Source organism: Spirosoma validum (genome assembly GCF_014699035.1).
Classification (GTDB): Bacteria; Bacteroidota; Bacteroidia; order Cytophagales; family Spirosomataceae; genus Spirosoma; species Spirosoma validum.
In genome coordinates, this window is sequence record NZ_JACXAA010000003.1 from 14,575 (window position 1) to 40,629 (window position 26,055).

The following is a 26,055-nucleotide window of genomic DNA, read 5'->3' on the forward strand; positions in this document are numbered from 1 at the left end:
GTTGACCCCATTTTTAGTGGAAATCCCCATGTAAGCTGACAAGTCGTCCAATCTATCGCTGGTAAAATCAATCGTCTCCTGCCTTATTAAATTCAATTTTTTGAAAAAATAAGTAAAAAAGACTAAGTGTTATTTGATGCTTAATCGTCTTGATTATGAAGTTGGTCATAAGCTACTTTGAATAGAGGCAGCAACGGATTGGAATACAACTTACCAGCGAGGTTCGGTAGAACTGTGTGTAATAGTCATGAAAGAAATCGATCTATAAATCGCTAACGAAAAACCCTTACCAAACGATGAACAAACTGTTTCGTATGCTACTTCTGATTGGGGTGGTGCTGGGAGGAGTACGGCCCGGATTTTCGCAGGTGCTGGCAAAAGCGCAGCAACTTCCCCAGAAAGAAAAACTGTGGAAAGCCTCTCCGCAGAAATTAAAAGATGTTCTAAAAAAGCTACAGGAATATTACGCGACTGACATTCTGTTTTTCGACCGGAACGTCGAAGGGCTTGTGGTGACGGGTAATACGGTCAATTTCAACACAGGTATTGAGAAAAACTTAAGCGCCATTCTGAAACCGCTCGGACTTCGTTATAAAAAGGTGAAAAACGGAGGTTACGTAGTGATGTCGAAAGAACCATCCGGCCGGGTTGAAACCGGGAGCGGGCCGGAGTCGGTTGTCGCACCCGAATCAGCCGAGCGGCCTGAACCCGAAGCTGATAGACGCGAGTCGTCATTGGTTGTACCTGGAGTGTCTTTGGAAAACAGGCTGGCGGATATTGCCGTTCAGGGAACCGTAACGGACGAAAAAGGGGAGAGCTTACCGGGTGTGAGTATTGTTGTCAAGGGTTCCCAGCGCGGAACCACGTCTGATGCCGAAGGGAACTATAAACTGGACGTACCGACCGAAGCAGCCATACTAATCTTTAGCTACGTTGGGTATCTGGCCCAGGAAATCAGTGTGGGTAGTCGAACGACTGTGGACGTTACGTTAACGGCTGATAATAAAACCCTTGATGAGATTGTCGTGGTGGGGTATGGCACCGTCAAGAAAAAAGATTTAACCGGTTCGGTAGGGGTGGTTAGTGCCAAAGAAGTAAAGGATCTTGGCGTAACCCGTATCGAACAGGGATTGGCGGGGCGCGTGGCAGGGGTTCAGGTGAAAACCGTTTCGGGCGAACCGGGGGCAGCCCCACAAATTCGTGTACGCGGTATCGGGAGCATCTCAGCCGGAGCTACCCCTTTATACGTAGTGGATGGGTTTCCTACGGATAATATCCAGACCATCAATCCGAATGACATCGAAACCCTGGATATTTTGAAAGATGCGTCGGCCACGGCCATTTATGGCTCCCGCGGGTCAAACGGGGTCGTAATTATTACCACGAAGCGGGGCAAATCCGGTAAGGCAAACCTGTCTCTGGATACGTATTACGGCTGGCAAAGTGTACTGAAAGTGCCTATCATGAAGAATTCACTGGAACAGGCACAATTCTTCTACGATGGTATGCGGAATAAAAATCTGGATGCTGGCCGGGACGTATCGGGCTCACCGACCGCCTGGGCAACGCCAGTGCCTGCCATCATCATGGACGTACTGCAGGGACGGAACACGACAGATGAGAATTCGCTGGACAAAGTACTCGTTACGGCTCCGCAGCGTCAGATTCAGTTGTCGGCTACGGGTGGTTCCGAAAATATTCGATATGCCGTAAGCGGAGAGTATTTTAACCAGGACGGGATTATCGTTAACAGCGGTTTCAAGCGCTATTCACTCCGAACCAACATTGACGCCCAACTGTCGAAACGGTTGGCAATGCGCGTTAGTGTCAATCCGTCGTATACAGATCTCCGTTCATTGCCGTCAACGGGTGTAAGTGGTGGTACGGCCGCTACGTTGGGCATTGTTGCATCTACTTTGCAGGTACATAATTTTCGCCCGCTGCTGAATCCGGATGGAAGCTATTTTAATTACGCTGGCCTGGCTGATATGGCGGATATTTATAACCCATTGGCCGTTGCTCAGGAAACCGTTACGTCTCAAAAAAACCTGCGTCTGTTGGGTAACGTTGGTGTTGACTATCAGGTCATCAACGATTTAAAGTTCAGCGTGTTGCTGGGTGGCAGTGTCCTGAATAATAAGGGAATGTATTTCCGGCCGCAGCGGGCTTATTTTGCCAATGAGCTGCCCAATGGTTCCGACAATGCCTCCATGATTACCAACTGGCTTACCGAATACACACTGAACTATACCAAAACCCTTGACAAACACTCGATTGCTGCTTTAGCGGGCTACACCGTCCAGAAAGAACGTGGCGAAGTCAGCAATATGAGCAGCAATAAATTTCCCAATAACCTGGTGCCGACCCTAAGCGCGGTGGGCGGTCTGATCAGTAACGGAACGGCTTCGATTTATGAGTGGTCGCTGCTGTCGTACCTGGCCCGGGTCAACTACAATTACAACAGTAAATACTACGTAACGGCATCCATCCGAACGGATGGATCGTCGCGTTTTGGAGCCCGGAATAAATACGGTTTGTTTCCTTCGGCTGCGCTGGCCTGGCGTATTTCGGACGAAGACTTTCTGAAAAATATACGGAATATTAGTGAGCTTAAACTACGGCTTAGCTACGGCGAAACGGGCAATAACAACATCGGAAATTATGATCAGTACGCTACCGTCAACTACGAAAATTACGGGCTGGGCGGAACCGTGGCTACGGCCATTGCACCGGGTCGGATTGCGAATCCGAACTTAACCTGGGAAAAGCAGAAGTCCATCAACATGGGCGCTGACGCCAGTTTTTTTAACAGCCGACTTAACCTGTCCATCGATCATTTTCAGTCCAGAAATACGGATCTGTTGCTGAACGTAAACATCCCGAACAATACCGGATTCAGCACCGCTTTACAGAATATCGGGGAAGTACGGAATACGGGCTGGGAGTTTGTCTTGAACACGGTCAATATTGATCGAAAAATCAAATGGTCAACGGATCTGAATTTGTCGACGTACCGCAATAAGGTCGTAAAACTTGGCCCACAGGGAGACCCAATTTACTCCGGTAATAGTGTCACTATGATTGGGCAGCCGATTGGTATGTTTTTTGGCTGGAAGGTCGATGGTATTTTTAAAACCCAGGCCGAATTAGACCGGGGACCCATTTACAACCCGAGCGGAAGTGATCGTTCGCGCGTGGGCGACGTACGGTTCGTTGATATTGATGGCGATGGCGTTATCACGAACGCCGATAAAACGATTATGGGCTCACCGTATCCCGATTTTTTTTACGGTATGACCAACCGCGTTTCCTATAAAAGCCTGAGCCTGAGTGTTAGTCTGCAAGGTTCGCAGGGAAACATGATTTACAATACGTCGCGGGGTGGTGGAAATAGCGGCCGGGCCCGCGTTCGTGGATATTCCTTCAGCAACAATTATTGGAAATCGGAGCAGGACCCCGGCGACGGGAAAACACCCCGCCCCAACGATACGCCTACGGGTGGGGTTCGGTTGCCTAGTCAGCTCTTTCTGGACACCGGTACGTATCTGCGGGTCAACAATATTACCCTGGCATACGTAGTGCCCGGCTCCATTACGCAGCGGCTGAAGCTCAGTTCGCTTCGGGTTTATGTGAACGCCAATAATCCATTCATTTTCACGAAGTACACCGCGTTTAATCCGGAATCCAGCACAACGGAGAATCCCCTGCAACCGGGTGTCGAAGCCAACGATTATCCGTTGCAGAAAAGCTTCATGGTTGGTTTAAACGTCGGTTTTTAACGTAGTGAATCCCTAAACAGGAACGAGATGAAAAAGACTGTCTGCCTATTACTACTGAGCATGCTGGCGACGTCGTGCCAGAAAAGCTTTATCGAATTGAATCCGATTTCGACGGTTAGCGTCGATGCTGTTTATAAAACGGACAAAGATTTTCAGGATGCTGTTGTCGGTATTTACAGCGCCCTCCGCAACCAGTACCAGGATTTCTGGATTTTCGGTGATCTGCGAAGCGACGGTTCCTGGCACGCGCTGGGCAATGACGCTTTTCTGGTTTCGGTCGACAAGTTTAACATGAATAGTGATGCCAATTTGATGATCTCGACCTGGCGAAATTATTACAGCGCCATCAACCGGGCCAACCTGGTCTTGTCAAGTATCGAAGTAGCCGATCCAGCCGTTGTAACGAACAAAGATCGTCATGTAGCGGAGGCTAAATTTCTGCGCGCATTCGCGTACTTCGATCTGGTACGCATTTTTGGCGACGTTCCATTGAACACCAAACCGACAACAATTGAGGAGGGCTATACGAAAACGCGCGAAAAAGTCGATAAGATTTACGATGAAGTTATCGTCAAGGACTTACTGGATGCCGAAGCGAAACTTCCCGCAAAATATACGGGCGTCGACGTCGGTAGAGCCACAAAAGGAGCCGCCAAAGCTATTCTGGGTCGGGTGTATATGACCCGAAAAGACTTTGTCAAAGCGGAAGCGAAGTTACAGGAAGTGACAACGTCCGGGTATTCACTGCTGGCCAATTACAATGACCTGTTCGATTACACGAAGGATGAACATCACAGCGAATACATCTTCGATATTGAATATCAGGATGGTAATCTGGGTGCGGGCAGCGGCTTCTCTAATAAATTCCTGCCTAAATCGGCCAACTCACTAGCCGAAACGTTTTACGGAATCAAAGGGGGAGCCGGTGAACAGAATACGCCAACGCTGGCGCTGTTCGACTCGTTTGATCCGAAAGATCCCCGGCGCGATGTGACCGTCGCGAAAGGATACACGGACAATAACGGCGTTTTTCAGGGCTTTTTGCAGATCGCTACGTTCACCAAGAAATATTTAGCCATCACCAATACGCTGAACGACAGCAAAGTAAACTGGAAAGTGATCCGGTATGCCGACGTGTTGCTGATGCTGGCCGAAGCGTTGAACGAAAATGGGAAGACGGATGCCGCGCTTACGTATCTGAATCAGGTACGAACCCGCGCCAAAATGCCCGCGTACACGACCATGACCAAAGATCAGCTACGTAGCAAAATTTACGATGAACGCGTTTATGAACTCTCGATGGAAGGCGTGCGCTGGTTTGATCTGGCCCGAACGGATCGGTTAACGACTGTAATGGCACCCCTTGGTTTCAAGCCGTATAATGCGCTATTCCCGATTCCGCTGGTCGAAATACAGATTATCAATAACCCTTCTGTACTCCCTCAAAACCCGGGGTATAATTAGGGGATGATTAATGCAAATAGGTATAGGACTCTGGTATGTTGGTATGACGGCTGCGGCCGACCGTCCCGTCGGGGTCAGATGTCTATAGAGATAACGAGGTGCTATAAACATTTGACCCCAGCGGGACGGTCGGCCGCAGCCGTCATACCGAGCTAGGGTCTTGGAATCCTTCTGAGAGTATTCTTTCCGCAAATCGTTTTTTTATAGAGTAGAGCTAGGAATAGCTCAACCGTAATAATGTTTGATGCCTTTTCTCGATCATGATGAACCAAAAAATCAGCCTGCTATGTAGCCTGTCAATACTTCTCCTGTCAGGAATTCAGGTCAGCTTTGGGCAGAAAAAAGCCAACAACTCAGCGAATGGATTAACCTACATTGATCCGACGATTGGGAACGTAGCGCCCTTGCTCAACACCAACCGGCCGGTGGTGCATCTGCCTAACCAGATGGTGCGGATGTTTCCCAAACGGCAGGATCATCTAGATATGCAGATCACCGATTTTCCCATGCTTTCCCAGAACATCATTACGCCCCAGATGGTCTTCGCCATTAAGCCATTTGCCGGAGTACTGGCGGACACGGGTTGGTATCGTCGGCTAACCTACGATCATGATTTTGAGACGATTCACCCCTGGTATTATTCGGTCCGACTCACGGATGACAATATCTTAACGGAATTTACGCCGGGCGCTAAAACAGGTATGTACCGGTTCACGTTTCCGGCGGGCGTGAAAAAGAATCTGCTCCTGTCACATTATTACGCCAATGGTAAATACGACTTTAAGGACGGGAACGCCATTGTAGGGACAGAGTACGTGAACGATGCGATCCATGAGCAGAAAGGCATAGCGTATCTGTATGGCGTTTTTACGGGTAAGCCGCAGACGGGTAAGAAAGAGGGCGAGAAAGATTGGGGACGGTATACAGTGACTGGTACGCAGGAAAAACCGAAGAAAGTAGCTGGTGAACGCGCCTTTGCCAGCTATTCAGAAACCGATTCGCCGGTAGTTGAATTCCGGTACGGTATTTCCTTTATCAGCCATGAGCAGGCCAAAAAGAATCTGGAGCAGGAACTGATGAACGTTAGCTTCGATCAGTTGAAAAATAAAGCGCAGGCCGCCTGGGTAAAAACTATTGGGCAGATTAACGTAGAAGGCGGAACCGACGCTCAGAAACGCAGTTTCTATACCTCGCTCTACCGCTGCTACGCCCGCATGGTCGACATGTCGGAAGAGGGAAAATACTATAGCGGCTACGACAAGAAAGTACACGTAGATAAACGCCCGTTCTATACTGACGATTACACCTGGGGCAATTACTTAGCCTTACATCCGCTACGTAGCATTCTGGACCCTCAGCGCGAGGCCGACATGCTGGAGTCGTACGTGCGGATGTACAAAGAGAGTGGGTGGATGCCGGAGTATCCGAAACCGTACGGGGATCGTCCAGGAATGTTTGGTTTCAAGTCGTCGGTGATGTTTCTGGATGCGTATCGCAAAGGCATTCGCAATTTCGATACGAAGACGGCGCTGGAAGGCATGCTCAAAAATTCGGAGAAAGCTACGATGCTTCCGTCGCGAAACGGTCCGAAGGGGGCGCTTGAGGATTTTTATTACGCTAAAGGATACTACCCGGCGCTACGTCCCGGTGAGCAGGAAACGGATTCGGTTACGGCAGCTAAGCGTGGTCAAAAACGGTCGGCCGTTGCCGTTACGTTGGGAAATAGCTACGACAGCTGGGCGTTGAGCGAGTTGGCCAAAGAACTGGGTAATCAGGAGGTATATAAACGCTACGCCCCGTATGCGCAGAATTACAAAAACCTGTATTACGCCAAAACCGCCTTTTTTATGCCTAAAGACGCGCAGGGTAACTGGATTGAGATCGATCCGAAGTTTGATGGTGGTCATGCCGGTCTCGACTATTACAACGAAAATAACGGCTGGAATTACCGCTGGAATGTGCAGCAGGACATAAAAGGACTAACGGAATTGATGGGCGGACCTGACAAGTTAGAGCAGAACCTCGATCAGCTTTTTCGGGAAGGATTGGACCGGCCAAAGCCGGTTTTCTGGGAGAAATTTCCGGATCAGACGGGCCTGATTGGTCAGTTTGCGATGGGCAACCAGGTTACGTTCTTCATTCCGTATCTGTTCAACTACACCAACTCACCCTGGAAGACCCAAAAGTACACGCGCCTGCTGCTGGATACGTGGTTTCAGGATACCATTTTCGGCGTACCGGGCGATGAAGATGCGGGCTCAATGTGCTCATTTGCCGTTTTTTCGGCGATAGGTTTCTACCCAACCACACCCGGTATTCCCCGTTATTCGATCACCAGTCCACTTTTTAGTAAGGTGACAATCAAGTTGCCGAATGGCAAAACCTTTACGCTGTCGGCACCAAAGTCATCCCGAATCAACAAATACATCCAGTCGGCAACTTTAAACGGAAAGCCGTTGACGTCGCTATCCTTCTCGCACGAAGAATTGATGCAGGGCGGTACGTTAGTGCTGGAGATGGGCGAGAAAACCGACAAAAAATGGGAGATAACTTATTAGCCGATATGAATTGCTCAATACGTCCTAACCGACTGGTTAAACTCGCTTTAACGACTGTCATTATTGCTTTTTGTGCCCAGACCAGCCGGGCACAAAATGGGAAGGGAAGTAACCCTACCCTCAACTATATCGACCCCACGATTGGCAACGTAGCGCCTTTGCTGAATACCAACCGGCCGGTCGTTCATCTGCCTAACCAGATGGTGCGTATGTTTCCCAAGCGGCAGGATCATCTGGATATGCAGATCACCGATTTTCCGATGATGGCGTTGAACATCATTACGCCCCAGATGGTCTTTGCCATCAAACCGTCGAAGGGGAACGTAGCGGACACGGCCTGGTACCGTCGACTGACGTATGACCATGATCTGGAAGTAACCCAGCCCTGGTATTATTCCGTCAAACTTACGGACGACAATATTTTAACCGAGTTTACGCCCGGCGCCCGAACGGGTATCTATCGCTTCACTTTTCCGGCGGGTGTGAAAAAGAATCTGCTCCTGTCGCACTATTACGCTAATGGCAAGTATGACATCCAGAATGGCAATGCGGTGGTGGGAACTGAGTTTGTCAATGATGCGATTCACGACCAGAAAGGCATGGCTTATTTATACGGCATGTTCACCGGTAAACCGCAAACGGGTAAAAAGGAAGGCGAGAAGGACTGGGAGAAATATACCGTTAGTGGTGTGCCGGAGAAACCTAAGAAAATGCCTGGCGAGCGACTTTGGGCAAGCTACGGTGAAAACGACCCTTCGACCGTAGAGTTTCGGTACGCTATCTCGTTTGTTAGTCCCGAACAGGCCAAAAAGAATTTCGAGAACGAACTCAAGGGCGTTTCCTTCGATCAGCTCAAAGCTAAAGCCCAGGCCGCCTGGGCAAAAACCATCGGCAAAATCAACGTAGAGGGTGGAACTGAAGCCCAGAAACGCAGTTTTTACACCTCACTTTACCGTTGCTACGCCCGCATGGTCGACATGTCGGAAGACGAAAAATACTACAGTGGCTACGACAAGAAAGTGCATGAGGATAAACGCCCGTTCTATACTGACGATTATACCTGGGGCAATTACCTGGCCCTCCACCCACTACGTATTATCCTTGACCCTCAGCGCGAAGCCGATATGCTGCAATCCTACGTAACGATGTATCAGCAGAGCGGCTGGATGCCGGAGTATCCAAAGCCGTACGGGGATCGTCCAGGAATGTTCGGTTTCAAGTCGTCGGTGATGTTTCTGGATGCGTATCGCAAAGGCATTCGCAACTTCGACGTAAAAACGGCATTTGAGGGCATGCTGAAAAACGCTGAACAAGCTACCATGCTGCCGTTCCGTAATGGCCCTAAAGGTGACCTGGAGACTTTCTATGTCAAGAAAGGCTACTATCCGGCGCTACATCCCGGAGAGAAAGAAACCGACGCGTTTGCTTCGCAGAAACCCGGCCAGAAGCGATCAGCGGTGGCCATTACGTTGGGCGATTGTTACGACAGCTGGGCGCTAAGCGAATTGGCGAAAGAATTGGGTAACGAACAAGTGTACGCTACGTATGCGCCCAGGACGCAGAACTACCGAAATCTGTGGAGCGATAAGCATACGATGTTTATGCCTAAAGATGCCCAGGGCAATTGGATCGAGATCGACCCGAAATTTGACGGTGGCCATAACGGTTTCGATTATTACAATGAAAACAACGGCTGGAGCTACATGTGGAACGCCCAGCAGGACCTGAAAGGGCTGCGTGAATTAATGGGCGGCCCTGAAAAAATGGAGCAAAATCTGGATCAGCTTTTCCGCGAAGGCATGGGTAAAAGCAAGCCCGTTTTCTGGGAGATGTGGCCAAACCAGACTGGCATGATTGGTCAATTTTCAATGGGCAATCAGGTCACCTTCTTCATTCCGTATCTATTCAATTACACCAACGCGTCCTGGAAAACCCAGAAGTATACGCGACTGCTACTGGACACTTGGTTTCAGGATACTATTTTCGGTGTTCCGGGCGATGAAGACGGCGGGTCGATGTCGTCCTTTGTCGTTTTCTCGGCGATGGGTTTTTACCCAACCACGCCGGGCATTCCCCGCTATTCGATCACCAGTCCGCTCTTTACAAAAGTCAGTATTGCCTTGCCCAACGGGAAGACGTTCACCCTGTCGGCTCCAAAATCATCGCGGACGAATAAGTACATCCAGTCCGCTACGTTAAACGGAAAACCCTTGACGTCGCTCTCGTTTACCCACGAGGAACTGATGCAGGGCGGTACGTTGGTGCTGGAGATGGGCGAGAAAACCGACAAAAAATGGGATATGCAGAACTGATGGGTAATCCATTCCTACCAATCGAGAGCTTATTCACTTTAAAGGGAAATAGATCACCAGAATTAACAGCTATTACATCCTACTCAATAAAGCCATCGGATTATGAAATGGACCCAGGTCATTGACCCACTCAATAATATAGCGTTGTCGGTACTTGTGGCGGCAGTGCCTATTCTCTTTATTTTCTGGGCGCTGATTATTCGAAAAATGAAAGGCTATCAGGCCAGTTTACTCGCAATAGCCATTGCTACGGTCATTGCCATATTGGTTTACGGCATGCCGGTGAAGCTGGCGCTCTTATCGATCGGTCACGGCGCTTTATACGGTCTGTTTCCGATTTGCTGGCTGGTAATTATGTCCGTCTTTCTGTTTAATCTGACGGTAAAGAGCGGTCAATTTGAGATCATCAAGCACTTTATGGCATCCATTACGTCTGACCGACGCTTGCAGGCCTTACTGATTGCGTTCTCGTTTGGCTCCTTCCTGGAAGGTACGGCAGGGTTTGGCGCTCCGGTGGCCATTACGGCCGCCATGCTGGTCGGACTGGGGTTCAATCCGCTGTATGCGTCTGGTATTTGCCTGATTGCCAATACGGCTCCGGTTGCTTTCGGGTCCATTGGAATTCCGATTACCGTAGCGTCGCAAGTGTCGGGTATTCCTGAACTGCCCATTTCGCAGATGGTGGGTCGGACGCTGCCCATTCTGTCGGTGATATTGCCCTTTTATCTGGTAACCATTATTGCGGGCTTCAACAAGACCAAAGAAGTGCTGCCAGCCGTATTGGTATCGGGCGTTTCGTTTGCCTTCCTGCAGTGGTTCTCATCCAACTATATAGGGCCGTCGCTGCCTGACGTGATTGCAGGTCTCGGGTCCATCATCAGTCTGATGGTGTTTCTGCGGTTCTGGAAACCCAAAACCGTTTGGCGCTTTGCCAACGAACCTGCTGCTACGTTTAACACCGACGTAACGTATACCGCTGGGCAAATGCTACGAGCCTGGTCGCCCTTTATCGCGCTGACCATTATGGTGATTGCCTGGGGGATGCAACCGATCAAAGACGTTCTTAATTCGCTGGGATTATACCAATTCGAATTTCCAGGGCTTCACAAGATCATTCAGGGGACAGACGGTAATTTGATTCCTAAGCTATTTAAATTCAATTATTTATCCGCTGCCGGAACGGCTATTCTCATTGCGTCGCTTGTCTCCATTCCGATGGTCGGGCTAACGTATCGGGAAGGAGGGAAGGTATTCATCGCTACCCTGAACCAGTTGCGATTTCCGATCCTGACCATAGCCGCCGTACTGGGATTTGCCTACATCGTTAACGACTCTGGCATTACGCTTACTCTGGCCGAAGTGCTGGCTAATACGGGTGTTCTGTTCCCATTTTTTGCTCCTGTGCTGGGTTGGCTTGGCGTGTTCATTACGGGTTCCGATACGTCGGCCAATGCTTTGTTCAGTAAATTACAGTACGCTACGGCTCAGTCAATTGGCGTCGATCCGGTTATAACGGTTGCTGCCAATGTATCGGGTGGGGTAGTGGGTAAGATGATTTCGCCCCAATCCATTGCCGTAGCCGCTGCGGCTGGCGATCTGGTTGGTCAGGAATCCCAGCTGTTTCGCTTTACGGTGAAGCATAGTTTCCTGATGCTGGGTGTTATTTGCCTTATTACGCTGGCGCAGGCTTACGTGTTCACCTGGCTAATTCCCGTTTATGACATGCTCAGCACGGCGAAAGTGGCTATTAGCCCTGACGTAGCGCGAGGATACACATACCTCGTCGGACTAGCAATTCTCCTGGTTGCGTTGGTGACGGCAATCCTGCTTGTTGGGAGAAAGAGAACCCAAACGCCTACGCTGGTGAATTAAGAATTAACAGGGATTACAATAGTCTAAACCTATCTTGTTCAAACGCCATGAACTTGTTCAACCCCAAAAAAGCATGGTTGCTGGCATGCCTTGCCGGTCTATACGCAGTCCATTCAACAGCGCAGTCGATCCCGCGTTCGAACGTACCAGCTCCGGCTTTCGAGGTCACGGGCAGTATCTATCCGTGGGAGGTGCATGACGAAGGCATCGATCTCATTCTGGACAACATGACCGGTATTGCCGGAGTAAACTCGGTTTACCTGATTGCCGTTATGCACCAGGAGCATCGACCGTTTAACAATGATAACCTGCCAGGGACGTTCAACTTTATCCATAATCCGGTCCGAACCGAATGGGATGCCGAAGATTCGCGGGCGTATTTTAAGCCACACATGGAGTTGTATGGGAAGATTAAACCCCTGATGTCGCGCGAAGCCTGGCTGAATGATACCGATTGGCTAAAAATCGTGCTTGACAAAGCCCACGCGCGTGGATTACGAGCGGGTGTCGAGGTATCGCATACATACATTCCGGTAGACTACCTCAACCAGCACGAAGAGTACAAACAACGCGACATCACCAATAAGCCGGTTGATCGGCCCTGCACGAACAACCCGGATGTACGGGAGTATCTGGTTACGCTTTATGGCGATCTGGCGAAGCATTATGATGTCGATTACATTCAGACGTGCATGTTGCTATTCAGCCGGTCGGATGATCCGGTTAAAGGCGGTACGTGTTTCTGCGAATCCTGTAAGCACAAGGCAAACGCAATGGGCTTCAACATGGAGGAAGCAATTCCGGTTTTGAAAGACAACCCGTATGCCGAACCCCAACTGACCAACTGGCGAAATTTTAGAAAAGCCTGTACGACAGAAATTTATAAACTGGTTACGGATCGAATCCACCAGGAAAATCCGAGCATTGATTTTCGCCTGAATGACCTGAATGACCGAACATCGGGCTTAACCCTGGAGGAGTTGAAAAACAACATCAACTCGGTTCATCTCTCCACCCATACCGAACAGAATGGCTATCAGAAATCGGATCGAAAATCGCGCATATTAACCACGAAGTATTTCATGGGAGACAACATTCCCATTATTCCTGGTGTACCAACTCGTTTACTCACCACACCGGAAATCATCAAGTCCAGCATCAAGATTTCGGTTGAAAATGGTTCCAAGGGCATCGGTATCAAACACTACGATGGATCGCCGTATTCGAATCTTCGCGCAGTACGTAACGGATTAAGTGAAGCAGGCGTTGCCGGATTTAAACCCGTTATAGGAATGGAAGTTGAAGACATGACGCTTACGGGATACACGGTCGATAAGTTCCTGATTGAAAAATGCGTACAGACAACCGGCAAGGGAACCGCCAAATCTACTTTCAATAAGCCATCGGGTGTATATACGGTCGTGGTTTCGTACGCGGACGAAAAGAATGGGCAGGGCAATCTGGCCCTGGCGATCGCTGGTAAGCAGAAAGCATCCTGGAAGCTAAACGAGGATGTTGGTTGCTGGCGCCGAAAAACTATCCCTAACGTTAAAATCAATGCGGGTGATACGATTGAACTTACGGGTATTGCCAATGGTAGTGAAACCGCTAAGGTCGATTACATCGAATTTATCGCCCAACCGACCACAGGAAAACTGAAAATAGCTGGATTGTAAATTTGTATGGTTAACTCATTGGAGCACAAACGCCCGTGCTGAAGACACAGATTATAGGCGTTTGTTCAATATTTTTACTTCTCAATGCTACTGTGGAGCGGTGGTAATTTTGCATCGATTAGATAGGTAGCCGACATTATTTTGAACGTCGGCTACCTATCTTTTTAGGAAAGTTTGGCCGCAATTTTTTCAATGTTGGCTGTTTCTTCTCCGCGATCTTTTCTGAAGGTAATAATTTTGGTAAGATTATCTTTTGTCGTACCAAACATCCAGCTTTCTACAGCTAATGGTTTTGCTTCGTAATAGAACTCTTCTGCCTCGGCAAATCTATTCTCGATGACTGCCAATTCGAGTAACGTAGCGTAATCCCAATAGTCGGGGTCCTTCCGTTTCATTTTTGATAAAACAGCGTATTCAACAGCCGGTACTATACGTAATGCTTTTTCTTTCTGCCCCGATAATTCCAGACAGGTAACGTAATTAACACCAGGAAAAGCATCTCTTGGATCAAACTCAAAGCCTTTTTCGTAATATTTAAGTGCGGTTTTTAAGTGCACTTTTGCCTCGCCTATATCGCCGTGTTTGTAAGCACGATCAAATTTGTCCTTATAAATTCGGCCCCAAATGCCATATGTTTCACTGCTCGCTTTCTTATTACTTTCTAACTTCCTCAATACATCTTCTGCTTCGTTGATCATTACGTCATCAACTGGTTTTTTCTTGCTTCCATTCCGGTTCAAGATAAGCGCATATTGTTCCTGAACCATCACTGTTTCAAAGACATATCGAGGTAATTGTTTGATGAAATCCATCATCTCCGTAAACGCTTCGATGTTCCGGTAGGATAGCATCATATCGATTAATAAGGCTGTTTCTACATTTTCTAATGGCTTATTTTGATCAACTATTTTATTGATTGCCTCAATTCGTAAGGATTTAATTTTGGATTCGTCCTGATCGGTAAGACTGCGAGCATAGGCTAAATCTTTTTTAATATCGCCATCATAGATTACTCGTTCTCTAAAGACATCGGTTTTTTCATGTTCAACTGAATTCTGGAAGGTAATTCCATTGATCATATCATACAAAGGGCTATCGGTTAACCGGGATTTTTTGGCGCTCAAAAGAATGGTAGTCAACTTTTGTATGTCATTTTCTTTATCAGATAAATTAAAATCTTTGTCTACCTGATAAGCAAACGTTCTGTTAAAACCAATATCAAATGGAAGCGGAAAATGGGAAGAAGCAATAATGGGAATTGTTGTAAAGGGCCTGACAGCATAGCGCATACCTAACTCATAATAGGCATTAGGATTCGCATTCGTTAAATCAGCTACGCAGAATTCGCAGAGAATAATTTTTTCATACATTGTTTTTTGGATGGAGCCAAAGTTGCTTTCTTCCCGTTCGATTAAAGGCTCCATCCCCGCCCTCACAATAGCAGGCTTTACTAATTCTTCGTAGATCTTATCGAAGTCAATTTTCTGTATTGGGTCATTTACGTTTTTTGACTCGAATTTGGCCTGGAGATCTTTTAGATTAGGCTTTTTATCAAAAGAGGTGATGACAAAGCAAAAGGGTTTCATGAGCTTGGAAGGTTAAACGGTGTTTAGAGAAAGGGAAAAGAGTTCACATTACGTTAGGAGCGCTATCTAGCCTTGCTACTGAGACCGCGCCAATGGTTCTGTTAGAGGCTATCCTGTCTGATTATGAGGTTGGTGTAACAAAGAAAGTAAAATTGCGACGTTTTTTTTAGTGAAGCAATTCGACACAAGTCCCCAACGGATTTGAGTGGCAACACCTGCTGATCAAATGCTACGTAATGAGGTGTGGGGATTCTTGGAGATTGCCGACTGGAGGATCGACGGGCACTGGACGACGTGACGAGAGTTAGGTAGAGAGTAATCACGGTGAAGACTAAAGCCTGCTTAGCAGTAGATAGAAGAGTCCGGCATTAGTAAAAAAGTACCCTCTTGTGGCTTCTGTATCGTACAGGTAAGTCAATCCTTAATCACTCATTTTAACAGTCTGAAAATGGATAGTGAAAACATACACGTAAACCGGCGAAGCTTTCTTAAACAGGCAGCCGCTGGCTCGGCTACTGCATTGGCGACAATTGCTTTTCCGACCATCGTTCCGGCATCGGTTTTTGGCAAGAACGCCCCCAGTAACCGGATACATATCGGACAGATCGGTTTCGGACGGATTGCCATGACGCACGATCTGCCCGAAATTGTGAAACATGGCTTTGCGCAGGTCGTAGCGGTCGCTGATCTGGACGCTAAGCGTTTAGCGCAGGGAAAAACCTGGATTGAAAAACAGTACGTCAATAAAGAAACGGGAAAATCGTCGGTCGATGTGAAGACCTTCAGCAATTACCGCGATCTATTGAACAGCAAGGATATTGATGCGGTAATTATCAGTACACCCGATCACTGGCATGCCCAGCCTGCTATGGAAGCGGCTATCGCCGGGAAACACGTTTACATGCAAAAACCCACTTCGCTGACTATTCAGGAAGGGCGTATGATGGCCGACGTAGTGAAGAAACGGGGGATTGTATTTCAACTGGGTAGTCAGCAACGGTCCATGAGCCCGTGGCCGCAGTTTCACCGAACCTGTGAACTGGTGCGAAATGGCCGGATCGGTACGCTCAAAAAAGTGATTATCGGCTTACCAGGCGATCCCGCAGGAGGCAATCCATCGCCGATGCCGGTTCCTGAAAATCTGAATTATGACATGTGGCTTGGGTCAACTCCTAACGTACCATATACCCTGGACCGGGTTCACTCCCAGACGGATATCGGCTCGCGGCCCGGTTGGCTGCGGTGCGAACAGTTTGGCGCGGGCATGATTACCGGCTGGGGCTCTCACCATATTGATATTGCTCATTGGGGAATGGATACTGAACTGACCGGACCATTGGAAGCGGAAGGACGAGCGAGTTTTCCAACCTCAGGGCTGTGGAATGTCCACGGTGATTTTGAGGTAGAAATGCTGTACCCAAACAACGTGGTCATGCAGATCAGCGGAGCGAATCCCAATGGCGTGCGCTTTGAAGGCACGGAAGGCTGGATTTTCACCTCCCGGGGTAATGTTGGCGTAACGGCTTCTGATCCAGGTGCTGCTAAAGGGGGCGAAAACAAAGCCTTTTATGCCAGCGACTCGAAAATCCTGCAATCCGTTATTGGCCCTAAAGACATCAAGCTTTACGAAAGTCCCGAACAGCATCTTAACTGGCTGGAGTGCATTCGGGACAGTAAAAAGACCATTAGCCCGGTCGAAGTGGCCCACCGGTCGGGGTCGGCCTGTTTAATTGCACATACAGCAATGAAATTAGGTCGCAAACTACGCTGGGACGCGAAAAAAGAGCAGTTTCTTAATGACAAGGAAGCCAACGCTACGTTGTCCCGCCCACAGCGTTTCCCCTACGGTACGCAATACGTTAAAGGCGCCTGATAAATTGTCCCCCACGGTAACAGTTGGCCGTTACCGTGGGAAATACGTTGAATGAGTAGTACTAGTACTTGACCAATTTGAGAAAAAGGTACCACGAGTTTTAACCCGTTCAGGAATTGTCCCAAAAAACGGGTTAAAACCCGTGGTACCGGTAATACGAATTAAAGTGGAGCAGTACTAGGCTGGCTCTTTTTCAAACTGAAAAATCTGATCCATCAATATCCACTTTTCACCATCGGTAGCCCAGGGTAGTGGTTGCTGAAAACGCCACATGAGCCGTTCCCACTCCTGTACGTGCGGATTGACCGAATCGAGCTTCGCTTTCTTCTCGAAGGTAAACTGATCGTCGGTTTCCAGAATCATAAACATACGGTTGCCCGTCCGATAAATCTGAAGATCCAGAATGCCAGCCTTCAGATCATTTTGGCGCACTTCCGACCAGCCTTTCCCTTTGGCATGCCATTGTTCATACTCGGCGATTAATTCAGGGTCATCTTTCAGATCGAGGGCTAAGCAAAATCGTTGCATAGTAAAGAAAATTGTTTTTTTAGGCGTTGTATCCGTAATCGGGCATCTTACCGAAAATAGGTGTTGAAGGATCGAATGGTTTGTTGGGCGGCCTGGTCAGGGGTAGGGAAGGGGAACGCTTCGGCAGAAACGTAGCCAGCATAACCGATCTCTTTTAATGCCGTAGCCACTTCAGCCATAGCGATGTGCCCCAGCCCTATCGGCCGCCGGTTGCTGTCCGCAAAGTGAACATGGCCAATAGCAGAGCCTGCCAAGCGAATACTCTCGGGCAACGAAGATTCTTCAATGTTCATGTGAAACAAATCCGCCAGCAAAACCACATGCCTGGTATTCAGTCCATTGATGAAACTCGTACCCGTTCCGAGGTCATTGATCAGATTGGTTTCGTAGCGATTCAACGGTTCGTAAATCAACTTTACCCCTTGTGCGTCAGCCTGGATACCCAGCGTATTCAGCCCATCAGACAGCCAACGTAACGCCTGATCTCTGTCAATACCCGGCGCGACATTTCCCTGCATCGACCCAATGATCGCGGGAGCACCAAAGCGGGCTCCGAACGTAATCATATCGGTAATAAAGGCAACGGCTTCGGCTCGGATCGCCGGATTGGGATCGGTTAGCGTTAGCCCCTTGATAACCTTTCCCGCTCCAGTGCCCACAGCCGCGAGGCTGAGACCAGACTGGTCGAGTAAGCGGGTCAATCGATCCGGATTGATGGCGTCTGCCGAAGCGGTGAACAATTCAACCGCATCGAATCCTAACGTAGCGGCTTTCGTTATACTGGCTTCCAGGTCATTCCAGTAAATCCAGGGACCGGTTTTGATCTGGGGAACTAAGGCAATCGTTACGCAGGATTTCATCTGGAAGACTCGTTGTCGAGATTGACCATGATTTTTGTGATGGGCCCCGGATTTGCTGACCAGTCCGCCAGGGCTGCCCCAGCTTCTGCCAGCGACACCTCCCGGCTGATGACAGCATCGACGGGGAATTTTCCGGATTCCAGATAGCTGATGACATCGGGGAAATCGCCGAGGCAATTGCGCGAGCCCAGAATCTCAATTTCCTTTCGGACAAACGTACCGGTATTGTAATCCACTGGTTTCTTGGCGTATCCGATGTAGACAACACGTCCGGTATAAGCCACTTCGTCTACGGCGGCACGATACGTCGCCGGATTTCCAACAGCTTCAATAATCACATCCGGTCCGTCGCCATCCGTTATTGCCTGCAGGGTCTCGTGCAAATCGACTTTGGTCGTGTTGATGGTATGGGCTGCCCCGGCCAGTTTGGCAATCTGCATTTTAGCATCATCAATGTCGATGGCAATGACCTCCGCCCCTCGATTCACAGCAGCGGCCACAGCGCCCATGCCCACGATGCCGCAACCGATAACGGCCACTTTTTCACCCGCTACAACGCGGCCTCGGTCCACGGCATGAAAACCAACCGTGAGCGGCTCCACCAGGGCTAATTCTCGAACAGATAACTGAGAAGAGGCATGTAGTTTTTGCCAGGGAACACTGATGAATTTTGTCATGGCACCCGGTCGACGAACACCCATCGTTTTATTATCCTGACAGGCATTCGGACGACCTTTTCGGCAGGACAGACAGGTTCCGCAGTTCAGATACGGATTCAGCGTGACGTTCATACCTGGCTTCAACTGATCAGGAACCTGACTGCCGACCTCCAGAATAGTTGCCCCCACTTCATGGCCTAATACGTTCGGGTACTCCTGCAATTCGAACAGGCCCCGGAATCCGTTGAGGTCACCACCGCAAAAACCGACCCTATTCACCTGCAACAACACTTCGTCTGGCTCGGGGGTCGGTATATCAATCTGGCGAACCTCTGTTTTGCCGGGCTCGACCAATACTAAAGCAGGTTGTGTACTCATGCGTTTGTTGGCTTAGGAATATTGTTTTCTGGTTTTCCCTCGAACCATGTCTGATTTTTTACCGGAGCCACCATCGTTTCAATTCGCTGGAGCAGTTCCTCAGGAATATCGACCTGGAGCGCCCGTATGTTTTGCTCCACCTGCCGTTGCTCCGACATGCCGACAATGGTCGTGGCAATAACGGGGTGACTTACCGCATACTGCAAGGCCACATCGCTCAGAGCCAGCCCGTATTCGCGGCACAAGGCCAGTAGTTTGGGTTGCATGTCCTTAACGCCCTGTGGCGAACTCTGCCAGGTCGGGATGGGAGCGTCCGACAGAATCCGTTGCATCAGCGGAGCCGCGTTCATTAGGCCAAAGCCTTTTTCCTGAGAAAGCGGTACCAGTTCGTCGTTGATTTCGTCATCCAGCAAGGTATAGTGTCCCCAGGAAAGTACTGTATCGACATCGACCTCACGGACAATCTGAGCGAGGTAGCGAACCGGCAAGCCCGAGAAACCGACGTAGCGAGCCTTACCCATTTCTTTGATCCTGAGCGCTGCTGGAATGGCTTCATTTAGTACTTGCTGACGATCGCCAAACTCGATGTCGTGTACCTGCAATAAATCGACGTAATCGACCTGCAAACGCTTGAGGGATTCGTCAATACTTCGCATGACACGCTCATACGAAAAATCGAAGACGCCGTTTCCGTAGCGACAGCATTTAGTGGCTAGAAGTACAGAGTCGCGTTTGTTCTTCAGGGCTTTACCCAGCCGTTGCTCGGCCAGTGTGTCGCCGTAGAACGGGGCCACATCAAAAAAATTAATACCGTGCTCAATGGCTGCGTGAACCGCCCGTATACCTTCCCCTTCATCGGTTTCATTGAACACATTACCTAACGGAGATGCACCGAAGCTCAGAAGCGAAACGTTCAAATCCGTCTTACCTAATTGACGATACTGCATTACTTATACGTAGTGGAGAGTTGTTGTTTCAGCCGAATTTCCAGCACCTAACCACGCCTTGAACTTCATAACGCAGGTTCTGAGATAGTTATCAGGATGGTAGGCTTTACTGGAGTCGCTGGTGTTCTAAAATAACTTCTCCATGACTAACCAAGCTACTGACGTAATCTACTGCTTTTGCGATGACTTCTTTCGACAAAGCGCTAAACCAGTAAGATAGAGATTCCCATTGCTTCCTACGTTTATGGATTTACCCATTTTTTATAAACGGCTGCTTTGGGCTACGTATCTGACAGCCGGAATGCTGCTGGTTTGGATTGGGCTGAATACCTGGCTAAGTAGTTCGGTCTGGATGGGTATGCGGATCAGCCAATCGGCCTTAACCGTGGAGTATTGCGAGTTTAATCATCTCAATCGCTTCTTTCATCAACCCATCAATACGTACTCCAACCTGGCGTATTTCTTTTTGGGTGTACTGATTTTGCAAATCGCCGGAGACGATGTAAAAAATCAGGGTAAATCGGGTCTGAATCGACTGGAAAGTTTTCCCTTACTCTCGGTCGTGACGGGAGGCTGTTTTTTGTACCTGAGCATAGGCAGCGCCTTTTTTCACGCATCCCTGACATACATCGGCCAGCGCGTAGATATGAATGCGACCTACTCAATTTTGCTGACATTGGTGGCAATAGCGTTGTATCACGTTTTCTATCGCCTTACGCTAACGTCCGTACAAAAAAAACGTTGGGTAGTGTCGTTACTGGCTGTTATTATCTTGTTTTTTCAACTAGCGCTATGGGTACCCAGCGCCCAGTTAGTACCTGCGTTAATTTTGCTGTTAAACGGCCTGATGGTTATCCATTACGTTCAGTTCCGAAACGAGCGTTCCATCTGGTTAGTGATATTGGGCTTCGTTCTAGTCGTGATCGCGATTAGAATTCGGACGCTGGATGTGCAGAAAGTAGGCTGCGATCCACATTCTTTTTTCCAAGGCCATGCCCTTTGGCACGCGCTAACAGCCTTGAGTAGCTTTTGTAGTTACTCGTTTTTTCGCTTCACGTTTAACGCCGGGCATACACGTTCTGAGAGCTAATTTTTTAAGGTTAGCCTCGGATAAGCCGAATTACGTAGCACGGCTGATTACGCCAAAATGGGTTTGACAATTTTTCCTGCTACGTCCGTCAGGCGGAAAGGGCGTCCCTGAAATTGGTACGTTAGTTTTTCGTGATTGAAACCCAGCAAATGCAGAATGGTTGCCTGCAAATCGTGGACATGTACTTTGTCTTTGACGCCGTAATACCCAATATCGTCTGTTTCACCAAAGGAGAAGCCCTTCTTAACTCCGCCACCTGCCATCCAGACCGTAAACGCATCCAGGTGATGATCGCGTCCCATGAACGGTAACGTCTGCCCATCGCGATTCTCCTGCATGGGTGTCCGTCCGAATTCGCCACCCCATACGACCAACGTATCGTCCAGCAAACCGCGCTGTTTCAGATCGGTCAGTAGGGCTGCTACGGCTTTGTCAGAATTTTGGCATTTTTCTCGAAAACCCAGATCGAGCGCGGTGCTGGTATCCGTTCCGTGCGAATCCCATCCCCAATCGAATAACTGTACAAAACGAACACCCCGTTCGACCAACCGACGGGCTAATAAACAGTTTCTGGCAAACGAACCCTGACCCGGATTGACCCCATATAGATCGAGCATGGATTGCGGTTCACCTTTAATATCCATTGCTTCCGGCACGGACATCTGCATCCGAAAGGCCAATTCGTATTGTGCAATTCGGGTTAATACTTCCGGATCTTTAACTTCGTCGTACTGCTGACGATTAATCTCAGAAATAGCCTCAATAGTTTGCTTGCGGAGATCACGCGGCATACCCGCCGGATCAGATACGTACAAGACGGGGTCGCCATCCGTACGGCACTGGACGCCCTGATAAACCGATGGCAGAAAGCCACTTCCCCAGACTGACTTTCCCGCATCCGGTTGTTTGCCACCCGACGCCAATACGATATAGCCCGGCAGGTTATCGTTCTCAGAACCCAATCCGTACGTCACCCACGAGCCAATGCTGGGTCTTCCCAACCGGGCCGAACCGGTATGCATGAGCAACTGCGCCGGAGCGTGGTTGAACTGGTCCGTGTGCATAGCTTTCAGGAACGTAATGTCATCGACCACGCCCTGCAAATGCGGCATGTAATCAGACACCCACGCCCCCGACTGCCCATGTTGTCCAAATTTACCCTGTGGCCCCAGCATTTTGGGTACACCCCGAATGAAAGCAAATTTCTTACCCGTCAGCAATTCCTGTGGGCAGTCTTTGCCGTTATATTTGACCAACTCGGGCTTGTAATCAAACAGCTCCAATTGCGAAGGAGAACCGGCCATGTGAATGTAAATCACGCGCTTAGCTTTACCCGAAAACTGCGCTGGACGTACGGCCATTGGTGAGCCGTCGCTGTTGGTCTGAGCAGACGTCTGCGATGTACCCTGCTTGTCCGATTTATCTAAAAACCCACAACTTTCCAGGAAAGAGCCCAGCGCCATTGCCCCGAGGCCAGTGGAGCAGGTATGCAAAAAATGCCTCCGGGTTTCGTGTTGCAGGGAAACCTGCTGGAGTTCGTCAAGGAGCTTTTTCATTTTGGTACCACGGTCTTCAGACCGTTTTTAGTTGTGTAGTACGGGCTAAAGCCCATGATACCTATTCTTTCGTAATAACCTCGTCCAGATTCAATAACGTGTTCGCCGTTACCGTTAGCGCGGCCAATTGGGGCGAGTTGTCTTTGCAGTCCAGTAAGGTCGCGGCATCTGTCGGATGTTGTTGATAATACGTTTCGGATTTCTGATACAACCGCAAGAGCACAGCCACTCTGTTAGCATCAGGATTACGTAGCATAACCTGGCGGAAGCCCGCTCGTATTTGCTGATCGGGCGTTTTACCTCGTTTCAACATCAGAGCCGCTAAGGTCTGGGCCGACTCCACATAGACTGGGTCGTTCAACGTAACGAGTGCCTGCAAGGGCGTGTTGGTGCGAATACGTCGTATCTGGCAAAATTCCCGGCTTGGACTGTCGAACGTCAGCATGGACGGATAGGGCGCGGTACGTTTCCAGTACGTATATAACGCCCGACGGTGGCGGTCTTCGCCCTCGCTCAATGTCCAGCTTTCGCCGTTGTAAGGCGATTGCCAGATGCCGTCGGGCTGGGCGGGTTTTACACTCGGCCCAAACTGCTTGTGACTTAGCAAACCACTGACAGCCAGCGCCTGATCCCGAACCTGTTCAGCTGTTAATCGCACACGTGGTCCGCGCGCCAGCCACCGATTAAACGGATCTTTGGCCACCAAATCCGGCGAAGCACTCGAACGTTGACGATACGTAGCCGACATGACGATACGTTTCAGCAGGCGTTTCACGGACCACTGATCCGTTTCCATAAATTCAGTTGCCAGATAATCCAGCAATTCCCGATGGGTTGGTGAAATGCCCTGCGTACCCATGTCCTCAACCGTTTCGACCAGCCCGGTGCCAAAGAGTTGTTCCCAGAAGCGGTTCACGGCTACGCGCGCCGTTAGCGGATGATCGCGATTTGTCATCCATTTCGCGAGTCCCAACCGGTTACGCGGTACGGGTTTTCCATTCGAATCGGTTGGCAGAGCCGGTAATGATTTAGGTACGTCTGGTTGCACAGCTTTTCCTTTTACTAACCAGTTTCCTCGCTCGAAAATGTGGGTTTTTCGGGCAAAATCGCCTTTTCCTTCAAACAGCACGAGGGATGTTTCGGGTTTGCCGTTCAAAACCGCCTGGAGTTTATAATCGGCCTCACCCAACGTAGTAGCCGACGTACCAGGCAGAGCGGGCAGAAACGACAGCCACTTAATCATGGTCCATTCCTTCGGCTGTGTCGGATTATCGAGCGTCAGATACAGATGATGTCGACCTGAAACGGTCGGTAGCGGATACACCATGATCGTGTCTCTCCATTGGCTACCGGTTCTCGGTACGGGCAACGTCAGTAGAGATGGCCCCGTCGGACTATCCTGGTGGATAGTCAGGCTAGCCTTCTCCGACTTTGTACCGATTGCCACAACGAGCCGGTTGGTACCCGTCAAATTTACATTTTTGATACGCGACGATCCTTCGTGATATACACCGTAATACTGCGCTCCGATAAGCGACGAATTAACGTACTGATCGAAGTCGTGCGAGTTAATTTTAGGCTCGGTCAGCCGGACGAAATTCATCCAGTCCTGTACCTGCCGGGGGGCTGCTTTGTGCGCCAGTATCCAGTTTTTTAACTCCGCTACGTTCACCGAATCCTGTCCCGAAAAAAACCGAAGTTTGGGCGTATCGTTCTCGACGTCCTCATCGCGGGTATTGTTGAAAAAAGCGAGGTACTTGTAGTATTCGTCGTGCGTGAATGGATCGTACGGATGGCTGTGGCACTGCACACAGGCAAACGTAGTGCCCTGAAATACGTCCCAGGTGGTGTTGACCCGATCAATGACGGCTGCGGTGCGGAATTCCTCATCCTGCGTTCCGCCTTCATCATTGGTCATTGTATTACGATGAAAGCCGGTGGCAATCAGCTGGTCATCAGTACGGTTAGGGAGCAGATCGCCCGCCAGTTGTTCAACCGTAAACTGGTCGTACGGCTTATCCTGATTGAAGGCCTTGATCACCCAGTCGCGGTATCGCCAGATTTTCCGTTCCGCATCTTTTTCGTAGCCTTTGGAGTCGGCATAGCGGGCCAGGTCGAGCCAGAGGGCGGCCCAGCGTTCGCCGTACGAGGGAGCGGCCAGAAGCCTGTTCACTACGTTCTCATAGGCATTCGGGGATTTGTCGGCCATAAAATTGGCGACCTCCTGTTCCGTTGGCGGCAGGCCCGTCAGATCGAGCGAGAGCCTGCGGATGAGCGTAGCTTTCTCTGCTTCAGGCGACGGTTTCAGATCGTGTTCCCGAAGTTTCTCGATGACAAAATGATCAATCTCGTTTTTCGCCCAGTCCTGTTCGGGATGCTGACTTATGCCCAACCGACTCCAGAACGTACCAATCTTGGGAACATCCGGCTTTTCAATACGGGTATACGCCCAGTGATCACCCCATTCGGCACCCTGGTCAATCCATTTCCGGAGTGTCTCAATATCGTCGGGTTTGAGAGGGGCAGCCTCCAGCGGCATTCGTTCGGTATGATCCGTCAGCGTTAACCGACGTATCATTTCACTGGCATCCGCATCGCCGGGTATAATGGCTGGTTTGCCCGACTTCGTTTTTGCGAGCGCTTCGTGTCGGAACAACACCGAGAATCCGCTTGCTTTTTTAACTCCACCGTGACAGGCAATGCAGTTTTTATTCAGGATCGGTTTAACCTGTGTGTTAAAGTCAATACGTTCCTCAAACAGACCCAGGAACGACGAAAGCGCCAAGCCTATGCCAATAACCACACCACTGAAAAGAATGACTTTTGACTGCATATGTCGAGCGAACAGGATAGCCAGGTATTAACTCAACACAAATCTAAGTGACTATAGTCCAAAATGGAATAGAGCAAATAGCTC

15 protein-coding genes are annotated in these 26,055 nt (G+C 49.4%); 8 read left to right on the plus strand and 7 right to left on the minus strand.

All coding sequences use genetic code 11. From position 1 onward, the window contains the following. The first annotated feature begins 296 nt into the window (after nucleotides 1-296). The 6 genes from IC230_RS08880 (at nucleotide 297) to IC230_RS08905 (ending at nucleotide 13,661) form a co-directional block, all read left to right on the plus strand. Nucleotides 297-3,779 (plus strand): SusC/RagA family TonB-linked outer membrane protein, encoded by a 3,483-nt coding sequence (locus IC230_RS08880; protein WP_191038648.1) that lies wholly within the window; start codon nucleotides 297-299, stop codon nucleotides 3,777-3,779. A 27-nt stretch (nucleotides 3,780-3,806) separates the two neighbouring features. Continuing rightward, nucleotides 3,807-5,243, plus strand: a complete 1,437-nt coding sequence (locus IC230_RS08885) for a RagB/SusD family nutrient uptake outer membrane protein (protein ID WP_191038649.1) — start codon at nucleotides 3,807-3,809, stop codon at nucleotides 5,241-5,243. A gap of 260 nt (nucleotides 5,244-5,503) precedes the next feature. Then, nucleotides 5,504-7,801, plus strand: coding sequence for a GH92 family glycosyl hydrolase (locus IC230_RS08890; RefSeq protein ID WP_191038650.1), 2,298 nt, complete (start codon nucleotides 5,504-5,506; stop codon nucleotides 7,799-7,801). Then, entirely contained in the window at nucleotides 7,783-10,113 is a 2,331-nt protein-coding gene (locus IC230_RS08895; RefSeq protein WP_191038651.1) for a GH92 family glycosyl hydrolase, read from the plus strand. Before IC230_RS08890 ends, IC230_RS08895 begins: the two co-directional genes overlap by 19 nt. 102 nt (nucleotides 10,114-10,215) lie before the next feature. Continuing rightward, nucleotides 10,216-11,985 carry an L-lactate permease gene (locus tag IC230_RS08900; protein WP_223860521.1) on the plus strand — a complete coding sequence of 590 codons (1,770 nt, stop codon included), beginning with the start codon at nucleotides 10,216-10,218 and terminating at the stop codon, nucleotides 11,983-11,985. A 47-nt stretch (nucleotides 11,986-12,032) separates the two neighbouring features. Next, complete coding sequence (locus IC230_RS08905; protein ID WP_191038652.1) at nucleotides 12,033-13,661, plus strand: hypothetical protein; 1,629 nt, start codon at nucleotides 12,033-12,035, stop codon at nucleotides 13,659-13,661. A 164-nt stretch (nucleotides 13,662-13,825) separates the two neighbouring features. Here IC230_RS08905 and IC230_RS08910 read toward each other — a convergent pair whose 3' ends face one another. Beyond that, nucleotides 13,826-15,247 (minus strand): TRAFs-binding domain-containing protein, encoded by a 1,422-nt coding sequence (locus IC230_RS08910; RefSeq protein WP_191038653.1) that lies wholly within the window; start codon nucleotides 15,245-15,247, stop codon nucleotides 13,826-13,828. Nucleotides 15,248-15,695: 448 nt separating this feature from the next. Between IC230_RS08910 and IC230_RS08915 the strand changes: the two genes are divergently transcribed. Then, entirely contained in the window at nucleotides 15,696-17,120 is a 1,425-nt protein-coding gene (locus tag IC230_RS08915) for a Gfo/Idh/MocA family protein (protein ID WP_191038654.1), read from the plus strand. Between the two features lie 177 nt (nucleotides 17,121-17,297). On the opposite strand, the gene IC230_RS08920 is transcribed toward IC230_RS08915, so the two are convergent. From IC230_RS08920 to IC230_RS08935, 4 genes are read right to left on the minus strand one after another with little or no spacing between them, the layout of a single operon-like run. Continuing rightward, a complete protein-coding gene (locus tag IC230_RS08920; protein WP_191038655.1) occupies nucleotides 17,298-17,648 on the minus strand; it encodes an L-rhamnose mutarotase in 351 nt (116 codons plus the stop codon). 47 nt (nucleotides 17,649-17,695) lie between these two features. Beyond that, nucleotides 17,696-18,508 (minus strand): sugar phosphate isomerase/epimerase family protein, encoded by an 813-nt coding sequence (locus IC230_RS08925; protein WP_191038656.1) that lies wholly within the window; start codon nucleotides 18,506-18,508, stop codon nucleotides 17,696-17,698. Then, nucleotides 18,505-19,545, minus strand: coding sequence for a zinc-binding alcohol dehydrogenase family protein (locus IC230_RS08930; RefSeq protein WP_191038657.1), 1,041 nt, complete (start codon nucleotides 19,543-19,545; stop codon nucleotides 18,505-18,507). The genes IC230_RS08925 and IC230_RS08930 overlap by 4 nt, the downstream gene beginning before the upstream one ends. Beyond that, a complete protein-coding gene (locus IC230_RS08935) occupies nucleotides 19,542-20,492 on the minus strand; it encodes an aldo/keto reductase (protein WP_191038658.1) in 951 nt (316 codons plus the stop codon). The genes IC230_RS08930 and IC230_RS08935 overlap by 4 nt, the downstream gene beginning before the upstream one ends. Nucleotides 20,493-20,736: 244 nt before the next feature. Here IC230_RS08935 and IC230_RS08940 point away from each other — a divergent pair, with 244 nt between their 5' ends. Further along, on the plus strand, nucleotides 20,737-21,582 hold the full coding sequence (locus tag IC230_RS08940) for a ceramidase domain-containing protein (protein ID WP_191038659.1): 846 nt from the start codon (nucleotides 20,737-20,739) through the stop codon (nucleotides 21,580-21,582). A 47-nt stretch (nucleotides 21,583-21,629) separates the two neighbouring features. On the opposite strand, the gene IC230_RS08945 is transcribed toward IC230_RS08940, so the two are convergent. After that, on the minus strand, nucleotides 21,630-23,138 hold the full coding sequence (locus IC230_RS08945) for a DUF1501 domain-containing protein (protein ID WP_191038660.1): 1,509 nt from the start codon (nucleotides 23,136-23,138) through the stop codon (nucleotides 21,630-21,632). A gap of 61 nt (nucleotides 23,139-23,199) precedes the next feature. Further along, nucleotides 23,200-25,971: a DUF1553 domain-containing protein gene (locus IC230_RS08950; protein WP_191038661.1), complete on the minus strand. Its 2,772-nt coding sequence runs from the start codon at nucleotides 25,969-25,971 to the stop codon at nucleotides 23,200-23,202. Between the last annotated feature and the right edge of the window lie 84 nt (nucleotides 25,972-26,055).

Coding starts and splice junctions, on each gene's coding strand:
- IC230_RS08880 (WP_191038648.1), top strand. CDS start 297: ATGAACAAACTGTTTCGTATGCTACTTCTGATTGGGGTGGTGCTGGGA.
- IC230_RS08885 (WP_191038649.1), top strand. CDS start 3,807: ATGAAAAAGACTGTCTGCCTATTACTACTGAGCATGCTGGCGACGTCG.
- IC230_RS08890 (WP_191038650.1), top strand. CDS start 5,504: ATGATGAACCAAAAAATCAGCCTGCTATGTAGCCTGTCAATACTTCTC.
- IC230_RS08895 (WP_191038651.1), top strand. CDS start 7,783: ATGGGAGATAACTTATTAGCCGATATGAATTGCTCAATACGTCCTAAC.
- IC230_RS08900 (WP_223860521.1), top strand. CDS start 10,216: ATGAAATGGACCCAGGTCATTGACCCACTCAATAATATAGCGTTGTCG.
- IC230_RS08905 (WP_191038652.1), top strand. CDS start 12,033: ATGAACTTGTTCAACCCCAAAAAAGCATGGTTGCTGGCATGCCTTGCC.
- IC230_RS08910 (WP_191038653.1), bottom strand. CDS start 15,247: ATGAAACCCTTTTGCTTTGTCATCACCTCTTTTGATAAAAAGCCTAAT.
- IC230_RS08915 (WP_191038654.1), top strand. CDS start 15,696: ATGGATAGTGAAAACATACACGTAAACCGGCGAAGCTTTCTTAAACAG.
- IC230_RS08920 (WP_191038655.1), bottom strand. CDS start 17,648: ATGCAACGATTTTGCTTAGCCCTCGATCTGAAAGATGACCCTGAATTA.
- IC230_RS08925 (WP_191038656.1), bottom strand. CDS start 18,508: ATGAAATCCTGCGTAACGATTGCCTTAGTTCCCCAGATCAAAACCGGT.
- IC230_RS08930 (WP_191038657.1), bottom strand. CDS start 19,545: ATGAGTACACAACCTGCTTTAGTATTGGTCGAGCCCGGCAAAACAGAG.
- IC230_RS08935 (WP_191038658.1), bottom strand. CDS start 20,492: ATGCAGTATCGTCAATTAGGTAAGACGGATTTGAACGTTTCGCTTCTG.
- IC230_RS08940 (WP_191038659.1), top strand. CDS start 20,737: ATGGATTTACCCATTTTTTATAAACGGCTGCTTTGGGCTACGTATCTG.
- IC230_RS08945 (WP_191038660.1), bottom strand. CDS start 23,138: ATGAAAAAGCTCCTTGACGAACTCCAGCAGGTTTCCCTGCAACACGAA.
- IC230_RS08950 (WP_191038661.1), bottom strand. CDS start 25,971: ATGCAGTCAAAAGTCATTCTTTTCAGTGGTGTGGTTATTGGCATAGGC.